This window comes from Dysgonomonas sp. UBA7710 (genome assembly GCF_002482385.1).
In the GTDB taxonomy this organism is placed as follows: Bacteria; Bacteroidota; Bacteroidia; order Bacteroidales; family Dysgonomonadaceae; genus Dysgonomonas.
In genome coordinates this window covers 49,233-64,489 of the sequence record NZ_DLFW01000036.1, presented here as the reverse complement: position 1 = coordinate 64,489, position 15,257 = coordinate 49,233, and the positions used below count along the sequence as shown (strand labels likewise).

Genomic DNA, 15,257 nt, shown 5'->3' with positions numbered 1-15,257 from the left:
TTACAAAGATATCAGCATATCGAATCGCAAATTTAAACGAAATATGTTGTATAGCATGTGTATACCCTTTTGAGAATATAGTATACCTCTTTCCAGATGCGGGTTTATAGATTTGTTGCGAATTCGGAATTGTAAGATACTAATTATTAATCATGAAAAATATGGATATCGCAAAAAGATTTTCTCAAAACCCATTATTAAAACCTTCAGACCTGAAACCGGGAATCGAAGGTATGGAAATAACCTGCCTCCTGAATCCGGGTGTTTTCAGATTTGATGGAAAAATCTGGCTGCTGCTACGTGTGGCCGAGCGCCCTACCCAAAAAGAAGGAATCATCAGTTTCCCTGTATATAACAAAGCTGGTAAAATAGAAGTTCTGTCTTTTGACGCTAAAGATCCTAAACTGGATGCATCCGACCCGCGCGTGATAGGATACGAAGGTAAGAATTACCTGACAACAATGTCATACCTTAGACTGGTTTCCAGCGAAGACGGGATTCACTTCAAAGAGGAGAGCGAATATCCTCCCATTTTTGGAGAAGGAGAGCTGGAGTCATTTGGTATTGAGGATTGCAGGGTGGCTACGACAAAAGACGGTTTTTTCTTAACTTTTACCGAAGTGTCGCCTGTAGCAGTAGGAGTAGGGCTTATACATACCCGGAACTGGAAGGACTATACACGTCATGGCATGATATTCCCTCCGCATAATAAAGATTGTGCGTTGTTCGAAGAAACGATAAATGGAAAATATTTTGCATTGCATCGTCCCAGCAGTCCCGAATTGGGAGGAAACTATATCTGGGTAGCCGAATCGCCGGACTGTCTCCATTGGGGTAACCACAAATGTATTGCGACCACACGTGACGGCATGTGGGATTGTGCCCGTATAGGAGCAGGAGCAGCGCCTATCAGAACGGAGGCAGGATGGCTGGAGATATATCACGGGGCCGATTTCAATCACCGTTATTGCCTTGGTGCTCTCTTGCTGGACCTGAATGATCCGTCTAAAGTTCTGGCACGTAGTATAGAGCCTATTATGGAGCCAATCGCAGCATACGAGCAAACCGGATTTTTCGGTAATGTGGTATTTACAAACGGACATCTGGTAGACGGCGATACGATAAAAATGTATTATGGCGCGAGTGATGAAGTTATTTGCGGAGCCGAGTTTTCGATAGCAGAAATCCTTAATACATTAAAATAAGTAACCGGTTAAAAATCTGAAATGAATAAACTGAAAAAAGAATATATGTTCTTTAAACAGCAAGAGCCGAATATGCGCACCTTGCTGATGACTAATATGCTCTATGCATTGGTTCTCCCTGTAGTGGAAATATTTGTGGGGGCCTATGTTATGCGCAATACCAGCGACCCCATATCGGTCGCGTTCTACCAACTGTTCATGTATATAGGGATAGTGGCAACCTCATTCCTGAACGGATACTTGCTTCGCTTTGTTAATGTTAAGACATTGTATGCGGGGGGGATTCTGGTAAGCGGGTTATCAATGTTTGCAATGATGTCTGTCAAATCGCTTGGTTTTGTAGAACTGGGGATAGCAGGATTTGCAATGGGTGCCGCGTCAGGTTTTTTCTGGACAAACAGGTATCTGCTGACTCTGAATAATACAACGGACAACAATCGTAATTATTTCTTCGGACTGGAATCATTCTTCTTCTCCATCGCTTCCATTAGCGTTCCTCTGGTGATAGGAGCTTTCCTGAGTCAGATAGACGGTAAAGAATTGTTTGGCATGGTGGTGAATATAAATCTGGCTTACCAGCTGGTAACCATTGGTGTCATCATATTGACGGTTATCGCGTGTATTGTACTGTGGAAAGGAAAATTTACCAATCCCGTACAGAAAGATTTTATATACTTCCGCTTTTGCCTTCTCTGGCGCAAGATGTTAGTCCTGTCGTCTCTGAAAGGCATGGTTCAGGGCTTTCTGGTTACAGCTCCGGCAATTCTGGTACTTAAACTTGTAGGTGACGAGGGGGCACTAGGCCTTATACAGGGAATTAGTGGAGCATTAACGGCAATTCTTGTCTATGTTCTGGGACGTATAGCTCAACCTAAAGACAGACTGAAAATATTTGTGGCAGGGTTAATTATATTCTTTGCAGGAACCTTATTCAATGGGATTTTGTTTACAGCTACAGGTGTGATTGTTTTTGTATTGTGTAAAGTGATTTTCCAGCCATTATTCGATTTGGCTTACTTTCCTATTATGATGCAGACAATAGATGCCGTTGTGAAGATAGAGAGACGAAACGAGTATACTTATATCCTTAGTCACGAATTTGGCTTATTTATCGGACGGGCAGCCGGATTGATCCTGTTTATTATACTGGCCTTCGGAGTTTCGGAAGATTTCGCTCTGAAATACGCCCTTATTCTGGTGGGAGCTATCCAGTTGATAGCTTATCCTTTAGCAAAGAACATTATTAAACAAACGAATACTATAAATGAAAATGAGCAAAGTTAAAACACTTTTAATTTGTCTGGTACTCTTACTATCTATGGCTTGTTCCGAAAAGAACATTTCATACGGGAGCAAGGTAGAGCAGGTCTCGATTGCACGGGTCGATTCTATGCCCGATATGCCCGGCTCTTATAAAATGTTGGATTGGGAAGCGAAGGCCAAGGCTTTTGACAGCTTCGTTTTCGACTGGAACAATAAGAGTGAAGTAGGCTCGATGATATGGCTCGATGATAACCGCAGGAACATAGATCAACCTACATTCGGATTATACACAGCCGTAAAAGATGTCCGTCAGGGTAAAAATGCCAATAACGGGGAATTCCATGAGAGTCTGAACTCATTGGCTGCGCTTTTAGGAGCGGGGCTGGTAGGGATAGATAAAACGAATCAGGATGGATATAACTATGTAAAAATGGTTCAGAACTATTTCAACAAAGATAACGGGTGGAATATAGTGATGAATAATACAACGCCCGAAGTAGGTATGCTTGGCGGCGGATATGGGCGCGACTGGTGGTATGATGTGTTTCCGAATGCGCTGTACTATGCAGTTTGCGATGTATTCCCAGATGTAGACGGAGCCGAGCAGATACAACGCTCTATTGCTGAGCAGTTTGTTAAAGCAGACTCTGTTTTGGCCGGGAACTACGATTATTCATACTTCGACTATGCACGGATGCGCGGAATGGTGAATCACATACCATTGCAACAGGATGCAGCGGGCGGACATGCTTATGTATTGCTTTGTGCCTATAATAAGTTTAGTGATCCCCGTTATCTGGCCCATGCCAAGAGCGCGACAGAAGCATTACTCTCTCAGAAAGAAAGCCGTTTCTATGAAATACTGTTGCCATTGGGAGTATATGCTGCTGCATATCTGAATGCGACAGAGGGTACAAATTACGATGTACAAAAGTTACTCGATTGGACTTTCGACGGCTGTAAGAACCCCGAAGGACGTAATGGCTGGGGCATTATTGTGGGCAAATGGGGCGACTATGAAGTTAATGGACTCCAGGGCAGTATTATCGACGGTGGAGGCTATGCCTTCCTGATGAATAGTATAAAGCCGGCGTGGCCTTTCGTATCTATGGTAAAGTATGAACCGCAATATGCTAAGGCGGTCGGCAAATGGATGCTCAACAATGCAAACGCGTGCCGTCTGTTCTTCCCGATGGAAATTGATGATGAACATCAGTGGGACCCTGAAATGAAGAGTATTACGAACGATAACATTTCTTACGAGGGACTGCGCCGTGTAGACGATTACGGCAAGGTTTCACTCAAAGGAAAGACTCCGGTAGCTTTGGGCGATGGCCCAAAATGGGCGAAAGGGAATCCTCCGGCAAGTATGTTCAGCGTATATAGTTCCTCGCCGATGGGTATTTTCGGAGCTATAATAAAGGAGACAAATGTCGAGGGTATCCTTCAATTGAATTGTAATGCGACGGATTTCTACGCTGAGCGTCACTATCCTGTTTATTTGTATTACAATCCTCATAAAGAAAGTAAATCGGTAAAATATTCGGCAAAGGGTATTGTAGACCTCTTCGATATTATAAGTAAAGAATATGTCGCCAAAAATGTATCGTCTGACGGCACGTTCGAAATGCCTGCCGGTGATGCGCGTATTATAGTAGAACTTCCTGCCGGAACAAGACTGACTACAGATAATAATAAAGTAGTTGCAGATGGCAAATACACTATTGCATACAAATAATAAATCTCACAAACCAATAATAAATAAAACCATGTTAAAACGTTTATTTTTCACTTGTTTTTTACTTTTTGCCTTTGCGAATATATTTGCGCAGGAAGTAAAAACAATCTCCGGTGTGGTGACGGATTCATCTACAGGAGAGGCGTTAATCGGTGTTACAGTGGTAGAAACAGGTACTCCTAATGGTACTGTAACCGATATTGACGGCAAATTCACCCTGAATATCAAGGGGGATAAAATCACGGTTTCCTATGTCGGGTTCAATGCTCAGGAAATCACGGTATCCAAATCTACGGAAATGAATGTAAGGCTTGTGCCTAATACAGAACTGGATGAGGTCGTCGTTGTAGGCTATACCTCAATGAAGAAAAGGGAAGTCTTGGGCGCTGTAACTAAGGTAAATTCAAAGGAACTCACGCAGGTTCCGGCTCCGGGGGTGTCTGAAGCGCTTCAGGGGCGTGTTGCCGGTGTACAGGTTACTTCCGCGACAGGCGCTCCGGGAGCGGGTGTCACTGTACGTGTACGTGGTACAGGCTCAATAAACTCTTCTAATGATCCGCTCTACATTATAGACGGTATTCCTTCCGAGAACGGACTGAACTCTATTGTTCCTTCCGATATTGAAAATATTTCGGTACTAAAAGATGCATCTTCTGCGGCCATATACGGTTCCCGCGCAAATAATGGGGTTGTGTTGGTAACTACTAAAAAAGGGCAGAATGGTAAGGTGAAAGTTGCTTATAATGGCCAGTTCGGAGTGCAGACTCACGGAAGCCTTCCGAAAATGGTAAATACAAATGAATATATAGATATTTATAATGTAGCTGCTAAAAATGACGAAAGAACTTTGATCGAGGGTGCTCTGGTTAAGGATTTTGCAAACATCAATCACTTGGATGAGATTTTCAGGACTGCATTGCTGAATGTGCATGAATTATCAGTAAGCGGAGGTAAAGATAAATTCGACTATCTGGCATCGTTTTCTTATTATAATCAGGAGGGTATTATCAAGAATAGCGATTATGAAAAATTCTCAGGACGAGTAAACCTCAATTATAAAGCTGCAAACTGGCTGAAGCTGGGGCTGAATGTGAACGGAGGAAAGGCTAAGACTCATGTTGTGCCAAGTTCAGGAGATGGTTACGGTAGCAATGAAGGCGGTAGCGTTGTACGGTATGCGTATATGCGTAATCCGGCAATTCCGACCTATGATGCAAACGGAAATTATGTGGATTTACCGAGCGAATATTTCGGACAGGCCGAATACAACAGCTTTTTCGGCGACGGTTATAATCCGGTAGGACTGGCGAATATGACCGACAGGGTACGGGACGAAGATACTTTTCTGGGTAAGTTCAATGTAGAGGCCAAACTGCCATATAATATCGTATGGAATACCAATTTCGGGATCGACTATAGGAAAAGTGATTATAATATCAATAATAAAACATGGGGGACAAATAACAGGATAAATAATCCAAGTTCTCTATTAGGCCAGAATAATGAAAGCCTGGGATGGACGCTAAACTCTGTCTTCAATACAGTTCAGACTTTCAACGATGTGCATACATTGAATGCAATGGCTGGTGCGGAGGCTATCCGCTATAACGGTACGGATAAGAATACATCTTCATCTGTGAATGGTGATACCTTTTACTCAAGTGACTGGGCGTATTCTTTGCTTTCGTTCTTTGGTAAGGTCGATTATAATTATAACTATAAATACTATTTGTCGGCGTTGATTCGACAGGATGGGTCTTCACGCTTTACAGAAGAAAACAGATGGGGTACATTTTACTCAGTCTCTGCGGGATGGGATATACATGAGGAGGATTTCATGAAATCTATTAAAGCCATCAATCTGCTGAAACTACGTGCCGGATGGGGTGCTGTAGGTAATCAGAATATAGCTTTATATGCATATACCGACAAATATACACCATATGCAAACTATCCTTTCGGGGGAAACCCGTCAGTCGGATATATACAAAGCCAGTTGGGTAACGATAAACTGAAATGGGAAACCAGCAACCAGTTTAATCTGGGCTTGGATATGGCCTTCGCGAAAGGAGAATATGGTTTCAGCGTGGATTATTATAATAAAAAATCGAGCGACATGCTCGTGCGTGCCCCATTGCCTCCGTCTATCGGTAATGCTTCCCCTTATTGGGTGAATGCCGGAAAAGTTTTGAATGAAGGTGTTGATGTAGAACTGTATGTTCGCAAGCAATACAAGGATATGGGCTTTTCCGCTTCACTGAACTGGGGTTACCTGCATAATGAAGTCTTGGCGCTGGATGCGCCTATACAGGCAGGACGTGTGGATAATGGTGTTTTTGCAAAATATATAGAGAAAGGATATTCTATCGGTTCATTTTATCTTTATCAGATGGATGGAATATTCCAGAATGAAGAAGAAATCGTGAAATCGGCTTATCAGGGAGCAAATGTAAAACCGGGGGATGTCAAGTATAAAGACCTGAATAACGATGGTGTAATTGACGAAAAAGACAGAGGGCATGTAGGTTCCTCTATCCCAAAACAGACACTCGGTCTGAATCTTCAGGGTAATTATAAGAACTGGGATTTATCAATATTCTTTCAGGGTGCCTTCGGTCACGATATATATCACCAGATGGCTAATGAAACAGAAGGATTCTTCAGAGGTTTCTCCGTATCGAAAGACATGTATGATAATTACTGGAGAGGAGAAGGAACCTCTAATGAATATCCGAGACCGTCATGGAGTGCTAAATCGAATAATGTGATAGCATCTACACGTTTTCTGGAAGACGCGTCATACCTGAGACTGAAGAATATTCAGCTGGGATATACTTTCCCTATCAAATCGAAGTACATCAGCAGTCTGAGGGCATTCGGTAGTGCTACCAACCTGCTCACCTTTACCGGATACAAGGGGCTCGACCCAGAAATGACGGTAAGTTCCAATTCGGCAGGAGAAGGTGATATGGCTAATGGTATAGACTGGGGTACTTATCCTGTTTCTAAATCCTTTACATTCGGAGTAAACATAACCTTTTAAAAATTACCTGAGATGAAAAAAATAGTAATAATACTAACTATATTAGGAATATTCTCCTTCAGTTCGTGTAACGATTTTCTGAATGAAGAACTGGACGGTGAATATACATCCGACAATATATACAATACTGAAGAGGAGGCGAATCTGGCGCTGACCGGAGTATATAACAGCTTGAGCTTTACCACTTCTTCAAATATGATTTGGGTTTTCGGAGATGTCGCATCCGATGATGCAGTGAAAGGCGGAAGCGCATCCGATCAGGCCGAGATAGGTATGATTGACGAGTTTAATATCAAATCGGACAACGGGATTCTGCTTTCATACTGGAAGTTCGCCTATGAAGGGATTAACCGCGCTAACAATGTGATCCATGCTGACTACGGTACTGCTATTGATGATGGGGTTAAGCAGCAGATGATTGCGCAGGCTAAATTTATCAGGGCATATTATTATTTCAACCTGGTGAATATCTGGGGTAAAGTGCCTCTGAGAGTGGAACCTGTGACTCCTTCAAACGTAAATATGGGACTGAGTGAGGTTTCCCAGATATATGGCAGGATAGAACAAGATCTGAATGATGCCGCGGGAGTATTACCTCCGTCTTATACTCAAACAGCAGACAAAGGGAGGATCACCAAAGGCGCTGCTTACGGTTTACTGGCTAAAGCTCAGTTATATCAGAAGAAATGGGACGATTGTATAACAACCATTACGACCAAGTTGGAACCGCTGGGCCTTTATGGGCTTGAAACTAATTACGAAGACTTGTTTAAATTAGGAGCAGAGGACAGCAAAGAGGCGGTATTTGCAATTCTGCATGAAAGCAATCAAAACCCCGGCTTGGGTAATTCTCTGAATCAATGGTTTGCGCCACTTGTGGAAGGAGGATATTACTTCAATGCGCCGACAAATAATTATGTTCTGAGTTTCAGCGAACAAACAACGACAGGACAGACCGATCCCCGTCTTGATGCATCAATCGGCCGTTCGGGTAAAGAGTGGTTGAACGACGATGTATTTGACCTTACATGGAGTATTACCGGTTATCTGGTGAAAAAGCACAATCAGCCGCTGGCTGAAGTGCCGGCCGGAACAAAGGGTGATGGCGGACTGCCATATATTTACCTGCGTTATGCTGATATCTTGCTGATGAAAGCAGAGGCATATACGGAAACAAATGATCTGGATAAGGCTGCAGCAGCTCTTAAACTGGTAAGGGACAGAGCCGGACTTGCATATGCTAAGCCAGTGAATCAGGAGCAGATGCGGTCGGTAATCTATCTGGAGCGTCGTCGTGAACTAGGATTCGAATTCCATCGGTTCTTCGACCTGATGCGTTGGGGAAAAGATGTGGCAACACAGGCCTTGGGTTCTGATTTCAAATGGCAGGAACCTCGTTATTATTTCCCGATACCGCAGAATGAATTGGATTCAAACAATGGTATTTAATCAACTAAAAACATTGACTATGAAAGAGAATAAGATATTTGGTATATTATTGATGTTTGCACTGGTCTTTTCTTCTGCACTATTCATCGGTTGTAGTGATGATGACAAAGAGGAATTCGTGGCAGGAGACACTGCTGTCCTTAAAAAGGAACTTGCAGCAGGATATGATTCTATAGCAAAAGCTACTCCGGCTGAATATAAACAGGAGACTATAGATAGATTCAAGACAAAGCTGGATATTATCCAGGAAGTTGTCGACAAAGGGAATGTATCAGCTCAGGAAGTTGTTAATATGAGAATACACCTGCAAGAAGCTCTGGTACGCTTTCTTAATGATAAGATGATCGGAATACCGGAAGAAAATCTGTTAGCAGGCTGGAGCTTTGATGAGGGAACAGGAACGTCATTGCTTGGTGACGGGATAAAAGCCCTTACCGCTACTCTGAAACCGGGACCTTCTGAAATTTTCTCAACGCCCGCACTACCCGAATTTGTAGATGATGGAGTAAACAAAGCCCTTTATTTCAAGAACGGGGCACATCTGGAAGTAGAGAATTATAACCCATCTGATTTCCTGGGCAAGAAACTGAGTATTGCCGTATGGTTGAAACCTGAAGTAATAAAAGGTGGTAACTATGTAGCTTCCCTGAACTACTGGAACAACTGGAAATTCCAGATACAGGAACAAGGCAAAGCATTCTTCACAATCAAATCGCAGGCAGGTTTTACCGATGCGGATAATGAAGCGGACCTTTCTGTTTCTACCGGTAGTTGGAAGCATGTGGTAGTTGTCCTTGACCTTGAGAGCTCAAAATTGTCGTTCTATATAAACGGATTACTGACAAAAGAGTGGACCAATACCGGCAAACCGAATCTGGTAGGCAGCCAGTCTGCGCCATATGTATCTCCGTTAGGCACACAATTGCCGTTGATGATTGGGGCGGCAACGACCTATGCCGAGGCAAAAGCATCCTGGGACTGGTCAGGCTGGGATACACCTACATCATGGGATCACTTTCAGGGTATGATGGATGAAATTAAATTCTATAATACAGCATTATTGAGCGGACAGGTTCAGTGGCTTTACAATCAGGAAGTAGAGAAACTGAAACAATAATAAAGCCGGACTTTCTGCCGGTCTTAACATAGACCACAATAACAAAGGAAGAAGTTGCCTTCGGGCAACTTCTTCCTTTTACTATTGTTATGGAAATATCACTCTTGCCGTATCAGAACCTAATGATACATTTAGGGATGCCTTTTCATTTTTTGGATTCCAGTTCATTACCCTGCATTCGGTAGCCGGTACTTCTACGTCGTGGTTTCCGCTTCCAGTCAGGTTCTCAGTATCTATATCACATTGTTCGATTCTCCAGTTTTGTAGATAGTCGAGATCGGCATTAAATACCTTTGTCCTGGAGTTCTTCATTACAAAATGCCCCCAACCCCTTACTGTAGGTGTGATTATATCAGCCTCACAATTTTCTATATTCAGATCTCCACGCATTATATCTATATTGATCGATTCTGCTTTTAATCCCTGTATATTAGCTCTTAACCCACCTATTCTACTTCTTATGTCTACACAGGAATCCGCATATATAGTAAAGTTTATCCCCCTTATTGCTGCCGGGTCCGGAATCTTGTTTTTGTAATGATCCGTTAATAATTCTGCGGTTTTCACACGCAGTATGGTCTTATCGTGTAATGCAGATATCTCCAGATATTCCTTCAATTGTTCCGGTATATAGATCTTACCTTTATCTTCTTCCTTCGCAGCAGGCTGTATATTGATGAGTCCATCGAAGATAATATAATGTTTATCCTTATCTTTCCCGTCATTTTTCATCGGTATTGTATCCGCGTATATCTCGATAATTTTTTGTCCGGATATATCTATGCTGACAGTTTCGTCCGTTAGTATAACGCCTGTCTTTTTCTCTCCGTCATAACTTAACGAAAGATAGCATATATAGCCTGTGGCAGTTAAGAATACCGCGGCTATGATACCCAATACTATTTTGGTTGTAAGTCTCATATCTTTTATTATTATTGTTTCTTAATATAGTCTTTATACATTTCCACGATATCCTCTATCGGAATATCCAGTGTGTATATTTGTTTGAAGAAGTCCTCAGCCTCCTCTTTCATAAAGGTATCTTTACGCAGCTTGAGTACCAGCTTTTTTGCTTTCGGAGCTACAAAATATCCGATTCCTCTTTTGTTGTAGATGATTTCCATCGATTGAAGGTAATCGAAGGTGCGCATGACGGTATTAAAATTCACTTCCACAATAGCGGCATATTCGCGTACAGACGGAACCCTTTCTTCCTCTTTATATTTTTCCAGTAGTATCTCGTCACAGATGCGGTCGGCTATCTGCAAATAGATTGCTTTATTTTCTTTAAAATTCATAAGCTAGAGTCGTTTAATTACTTCAGATTCCCTGAATCTGAAAAAAGCCAATACCCAGTTTACCACAGCGAAGATGATGCATAGAATTGTCATATATCCCACTATAATAGTATCCTGAACACCAAATGTTTTCTGCTGTAACGCATTTCCAAAGTTGTCCATGCCGTTTTCGAAAAGGAGAGAGATTACACACCAGCACACCAGAAGGAAAGTGATAAAGATGATAGTGCCTGCCGAAAATGTTTTTACCAGCGAATTTTTCGGCCAGAATGTCGATCCCAGGATAAACAGGGACTGAATAAAGGAGAAAAGGCCGACTGAAAATGTAAATCTTGTCATGTTATTAAAAACATAGTCGTAACTATCCTTTCCTATAAATTTATCGAAGTGGATAAATTGCACATCTATGTCAGGGAAGCGGATAGAACAGATCAGTACCCGGGTAGCGTCTGACAACCAGAATAGAACGAAGAAAACCGCCATGTAGCCGATTGTCATGATAAACCAACGGGAAAAGTATTTTTCAAAAGATGATGAAGGATTCATCAAATACACAAGCCGCTTTGTCTTGCTGTTGATAGGTTCCATTGCCATGGAAGCACTGATACAGCCAAATATGAAAAAGACGAAGGCAGTGAAGACTATCAAATCCCTGTTCAGGTATTCTAAACGATTAATACCCTGTTCTAATTCGGAATATGTCAGAAAAGCGTTCCATGTAGTCACAAGGGTGAGTGCTCCGTAAATTGTAAGGATGCGGATCAGATACTTTTTCCAGTTTTCCTGTATGTCTTTCCTTAACAACAAGATAAATCGGTTTATATCAAATGTATTGTTCATAATTTATCAGGTTTTATTGTAGTATTGCTGTTATCTTTTCCGTATTGCTTAAAGTCGCGTTGAACAATGTTTCCAGATTCAGGGAAGTCTCCTCATTGTTTTCGTTCTCAAGGATTAGCTTGTATCCTTGTATAGATGGTGAGGCGTATAATGCTTTCTCCACATCTTTTTCATTATAACTTTCCATAAAGCGCAGTTTCTCACAAATCCTCGATACGGAAGAATTCATCAGCACTTTATTATTATCGAGGATAATCACCTGCTCCAGTAGCTTATCCACATCCTGTACCTGATGTGTCGAGATCAGAATTGTTTTTTCATCGGTCATCCCCGATGCTATAAATTTCCGGAACTGGCTTTTACCGGGGATATCGAGTCCGTTTGTCGGCTCATCCATCAGTAGCAGGGGTGTGTTTGCGGCCAGAGCGAAACTCATAAAGACTTTTTTCTTTTGCCCTAAAGAAAGCTCGTTCAAATGCACATCGGCCTCCATCTCGAAGCATTCCAGATTTTTATCCAGTTGTTCCCGACTGAAAGAAGGATAGAACGGACGATTGATTTCCACATACTTTCTCAGCGGAATACCGGGTAATTCAAACTCTTCGGGCACTATAAACATGTCCTGCAATGTAGAGGGCTTACGCTTTGCCACATCCTCATCTTTATATTCCACTTTACCTTTTTCAGGACTTAAGAGGCCTGTAAGCAAATACAACATAGTCGATTTGCCTGCTCCGTTTTTTCCTAACAATCCGCACACTTTTCCCTTCTCTATAGAGATTGAAAAATCATTGAATATTAGCTTCTTCTTATACCCGAAGGTAACGTTACGCATTGATATCATATTCATTAGATTAAAAATATAATAGTGTAATAGTATAATAGTACACGCAAATTTATTGATAATTTTCATAAATACAATAGCAAACACATTTTTTTAGAAAATAATTTTATATTGGACAGATACAGGACTGACCGGCAACTAATTTAACGGCTCAATTGGTAAATGGTGTGAAGCGAAAATAGTTTGTGTTTCATCCGCTAATCTTTTATTTATTGTTAAAAAAAGGTGACATAAGTAACACAATTAATGGAAAATCAAAAGTTATTTTCTACAAGATCCTGAAGCTCGGATATTCATATCGTATTCCCATATGATATTCTTTACTTTTCGTTTTTCACTTTCAATTATTTTCTCCGCTTCTTTCTCCTCTTTCCTGCCGGATGGCTATTGTTCCTTCTTATCATGCCTTTCCGTTCAGCTATGGCTCTGTCCGGTCCGTCCGGCATTATCTCTGTTTCCGCGTCTTCAGGATCATCAACAAGGCTTTCTTTTTCATCTGCCGGAACACTCCCGCTCTCCTCGATATGCTCAGCTATCTGATTTTCTATATCCTTTGCAATAGTTACGTCATTAACTATTATATTTTTCCGGGTTGTGATATCTTCCTCCTCCTTTTGGGTTGATTGGCAATTCTCAATTTTATCCTGCCTGTCGAGTAACAGCTTAATTGTCTTCAGGTCGGGCAGGCAATATTTCCTGCGGATAATTTTCGATTGCAGAACCAGCTTTTCCGGTTCATCTTCGTCCGGCAGGTATGTTTCTTTCTCTTCTACCATCATATGCCCGTCCAGCCGCTTTTTAAGGGACGAATACAACATTTGCCGTATCCTGTCTTCGCGCCGGCATTCCGCGTCGAATATCTCTTTTGCCAAACCCGGTACCGTCTCTTTCCAGCAGTAAAAAGTCTTTCGGCTGATACCTGTAACCCTGCAAATTTCCGCTACGGAACAAAAATCGTCTTCTATCAGCGAAACAATCGTCTCTGCTACACCTTCGTTATACTTTGCCATATGCTTTAAATAATTATAAATATAAATTATGAGTTATGAATGACATAAGAAAAGTTATTATCCATTCATTATTTTCAGTATAGATAAGTGTAGATGAAGATGATGGTCTTTTTTAACATAAAGTTTTATGGATTCATGTGGATTGGTCGTTGGTATTAAATGTTCAATTGTTTTCTGCATAATAACTATCCTTATTTATGCCGGGAACTTTACCTCATCTCTGCCGCGCCTTCCCGCAGGGCTGTTAAGTTCTCCACTTTGGTTTGTTATTTTCTACTGTCATTGGCTCCGCTTCGCTCTGCCGAACGTTGTTTCTGAACGAAGTGAAGAATCCTAACTCTGAGAAACGAGATGTTTCACTTTGTTCAACATGACAAAGAGGATATAAGAATTCAGAACTTAACAGCCCTGTCCGCCTGCATCACTAACGCGCGGGGACTGACGCCTTAGTAAACGAAGCCCTTCGATGAATGAATACGCGTCAGCCTGCGCCGTTAGCTTCATGGACGGGGTACCCGTAGGGCAAAAGACGGAAAAACGGAAACGTGTTTGAGCTTACCTGCTGATTCGGATTATACAATATTTCCAGCGAGTTTTTCCGTTTCGTCTTTTTGTCCGTTACGGGTCGGCCTATGAAGCGGGGCGCTAAAGCATTTTTGGTTCCTTTTGGGGCTTTGGCCAAAAGGAACACAAGGAATTTTTAATTCCGCGTAGAAAAAGCGATTAGAACAATCGAGCATTTAATACCAACGCCTAATTAATATTATTCCTGAATATCACTGATAAAGAACTGTTTACAACTTGTTCATAACCTGTTGATAAAGCATTATAAGTAAAACATTATCAATTGAATATATATGTTGATAACTTATAAACAGGGTTGTTGAAAACTTTTAGTCAATTTTAAGTGGGGAAATGTGGGGAAAAGTGTATAATTTTCATACCTTTACGTCGCATATTGTATATTGTTAAAATTCAAAGTGTTAATGATTCAATTTTTGGGTAATATAGAAGCGAAAATCGATGCAAAGGGGAGGGTCTTTGTACCGGCAGCTTTCAGGAAGATATTTCAATCTTCTGCCCAGAATACATTGATACTCAGAAAAGATCTGTTTCAGGATTGCCTCGTGCTCTATCCCGTCGAAGTATGGGAAGAGGAGGTTGCGAAATTGCGCTCACGTTTAAACAGATGGGATCGGGAGCAACAAGCTCTTTTCAGACAGTTTGTTGTTGATGCCGAACGTCTCGATATAGATGCGAACGGGCGTATCCTGATATCGAAGCGATATTGCCAGATGGTAAATATCGTGTCCGATGTTAGATTCTTGGGTGTGGATAATACGATTGAAATATGGGCGAAAGAAGGGCTGGAGAAGACGCTTATTCCGCCGGACGATTTCAGTTCCCGTATACAGGCATTAATGAACAACGACTCACAAAACGGCTAATC

The 15,257-nt window shown here is 41.7% G+C and carries 12 protein-coding genes; 7 read left to right on the top strand and 5 right to left on the bottom strand.

All coding sequences use genetic code 11. The features are described from left to right. Positions 1 to 161: 161 nt before the first annotated feature. Genes B3317_RS11390 through B3317_RS11365 form a run of 6 tightly spaced genes read left to right on the top strand, consistent with a single transcriptional unit; the run spans position 162 to position 9,815 of the window. Entirely contained in the window at positions 162 to 1,205 is a 1,044-nt protein-coding gene (locus B3317_RS11390; protein ID WP_291111546.1) for a glycoside hydrolase family 130 protein, read from the top strand. Between the two features lie 21 nt (positions 1,206 to 1,226). After that, positions 1,227 to 2,489 (top strand): MFS transporter, encoded by a 1,263-nt coding sequence (locus B3317_RS11385; RefSeq protein WP_291111544.1) that lies wholly within the window; start codon positions 1,227 to 1,229, stop codon positions 2,487 to 2,489. Positions 2,490 to 2,523: 34 nt separating this feature from the next. Further along, on the top strand, positions 2,524 to 4,206 hold the full coding sequence (locus B3317_RS11380; RefSeq protein WP_414647494.1) for a hypothetical protein: 1,683 nt from the start codon (positions 2,524 to 2,526) through the stop codon (positions 4,204 to 4,206). Between the two features lie 31 nt (positions 4,207 to 4,237). Further along, on the top strand, positions 4,238 to 7,249 hold the full coding sequence (locus B3317_RS11375) for a SusC/RagA family TonB-linked outer membrane protein (protein WP_291111540.1): 3,012 nt from the start codon (positions 4,238 to 4,240) through the stop codon (positions 7,247 to 7,249). Positions 7,250 to 7,261: 12 nt separating this feature from the next. Next, positions 7,262 to 8,698, top strand: coding sequence for a RagB/SusD family nutrient uptake outer membrane protein (locus tag B3317_RS11370; protein WP_291111538.1), 1,437 nt, complete (start codon positions 7,262 to 7,264; stop codon positions 8,696 to 8,698). 19 nt (positions 8,699 to 8,717) lie between these two features. After that, positions 8,718 to 9,815 (top strand): LamG domain-containing protein, encoded by a 1,098-nt coding sequence (locus B3317_RS11365; RefSeq protein ID WP_291111536.1) that lies wholly within the window; start codon positions 8,718 to 8,720, stop codon positions 9,813 to 9,815. Between the two features lie 87 nt (positions 9,816 to 9,902). On the opposite strand, the gene B3317_RS11360 is transcribed toward B3317_RS11365, so the two are convergent. The 5 genes from B3317_RS11360 to B3317_RS11340 form a co-directional block, all read right to left on the bottom strand. Then, positions 9,903 to 10,736 carry a hypothetical protein gene (locus tag B3317_RS11360; RefSeq protein ID WP_291111534.1) on the bottom strand — a complete coding sequence of 278 codons (834 nt, stop codon included), beginning with the start codon at positions 10,734 to 10,736 and terminating at the stop codon, positions 9,903 to 9,905. 11 nt (positions 10,737 to 10,747) lie between these two features. Then, positions 10,748 to 11,113, bottom strand: coding sequence for a GntR family transcriptional regulator (locus B3317_RS11355; protein WP_291111532.1), 366 nt, complete (start codon positions 11,111 to 11,113; stop codon positions 10,748 to 10,750). Between the two features lie 3 nt (positions 11,114 to 11,116). After that, the gene (locus tag B3317_RS11350) at positions 11,117 to 11,953 is read right to left on the bottom strand and encodes a hypothetical protein (protein WP_291111530.1); all 837 of its coding nucleotides are present in this window, start codon (positions 11,951 to 11,953) and stop codon (positions 11,117 to 11,119) included. Positions 11,954 to 11,966: 13 nt separating this feature from the next. Continuing rightward, positions 11,967 to 12,803: an ABC transporter ATP-binding protein gene (locus tag B3317_RS11345; protein WP_291111528.1), complete on the bottom strand. Its 837-nt coding sequence runs from the start codon at positions 12,801 to 12,803 to the stop codon at positions 11,967 to 11,969. Positions 12,804 to 13,141: 338 nt separating this feature from the next. Beyond that, positions 13,142 to 13,807, bottom strand: a complete 666-nt coding sequence (locus B3317_RS11340) for a helix-turn-helix domain-containing protein (protein WP_291111526.1) — start codon at positions 13,805 to 13,807, stop codon at positions 13,142 to 13,144. Between the two features lie 986 nt (positions 13,808 to 14,793). Between B3317_RS11340 and B3317_RS11335 the strand changes: the two genes are divergently transcribed. After that, positions 14,794 to 15,255: a division/cell wall cluster transcriptional repressor MraZ gene (locus B3317_RS11335; RefSeq protein ID WP_291111524.1), complete on the top strand. Its 462-nt coding sequence runs from the start codon at positions 14,794 to 14,796 to the stop codon at positions 15,253 to 15,255. Positions 15,256 to 15,257 lie beyond the last annotated feature (2 nt).

Excerpts from the sequence above, each read along its gene's own strand:
- B3317_RS11370 (WP_291111538.1), top strand. The coding sequence starts at position 7,262 with ATGAAAAAAATAGTAATAATACTAACTATATTAGGAATATTCTCCTTC.
- B3317_RS11350 (WP_291111530.1), bottom strand. The coding sequence starts at position 11,953 with ATGAACAATACATTTGATATAAACCGATTTATCTTGTTGTTAAGGAAA.
- B3317_RS11360 (WP_291111534.1), bottom strand. The coding sequence starts at position 10,736 with ATGAGACTTACAACCAAAATAGTATTGGGTATCATAGCCGCGGTATTC.
- B3317_RS11365 (WP_291111536.1), top strand. The coding sequence starts at position 8,718 with ATGAAAGAGAATAAGATATTTGGTATATTATTGATGTTTGCACTGGTC.
- B3317_RS11355 (WP_291111532.1), bottom strand. The coding sequence starts at position 11,113 with ATGAATTTTAAAGAAAATAAAGCAATCTATTTGCAGATAGCCGACCGC.
- B3317_RS11345 (WP_291111528.1), bottom strand. The coding sequence starts at position 12,803 with ATGAATATGATATCAATGCGTAACGTTACCTTCGGGTATAAGAAGAAG.
- B3317_RS11390 (WP_291111546.1), top strand. The coding sequence starts at position 162 with ATGGATATCGCAAAAAGATTTTCTCAAAACCCATTATTAAAACCTTCA.
- B3317_RS11385 (WP_291111544.1), top strand. The coding sequence starts at position 1,227 with ATGAATAAACTGAAAAAAGAATATATGTTCTTTAAACAGCAAGAGCCG.
- B3317_RS11380 (WP_414647494.1), top strand. The coding sequence starts at position 2,524 with ATGGCTTGTTCCGAAAAGAACATTTCATACGGGAGCAAGGTAGAGCAG.
- B3317_RS11340 (WP_291111526.1), bottom strand. The coding sequence starts at position 13,807 with ATGGCAAAGTATAACGAAGGTGTAGCAGAGACGATTGTTTCGCTGATA.
- B3317_RS11375 (WP_291111540.1), top strand. The coding sequence starts at position 4,238 with ATGTTAAAACGTTTATTTTTCACTTGTTTTTTACTTTTTGCCTTTGCG.
- B3317_RS11335 (WP_291111524.1), top strand. The coding sequence starts at position 14,794 with ATGATTCAATTTTTGGGTAATATAGAAGCGAAAATCGATGCAAAGGGG.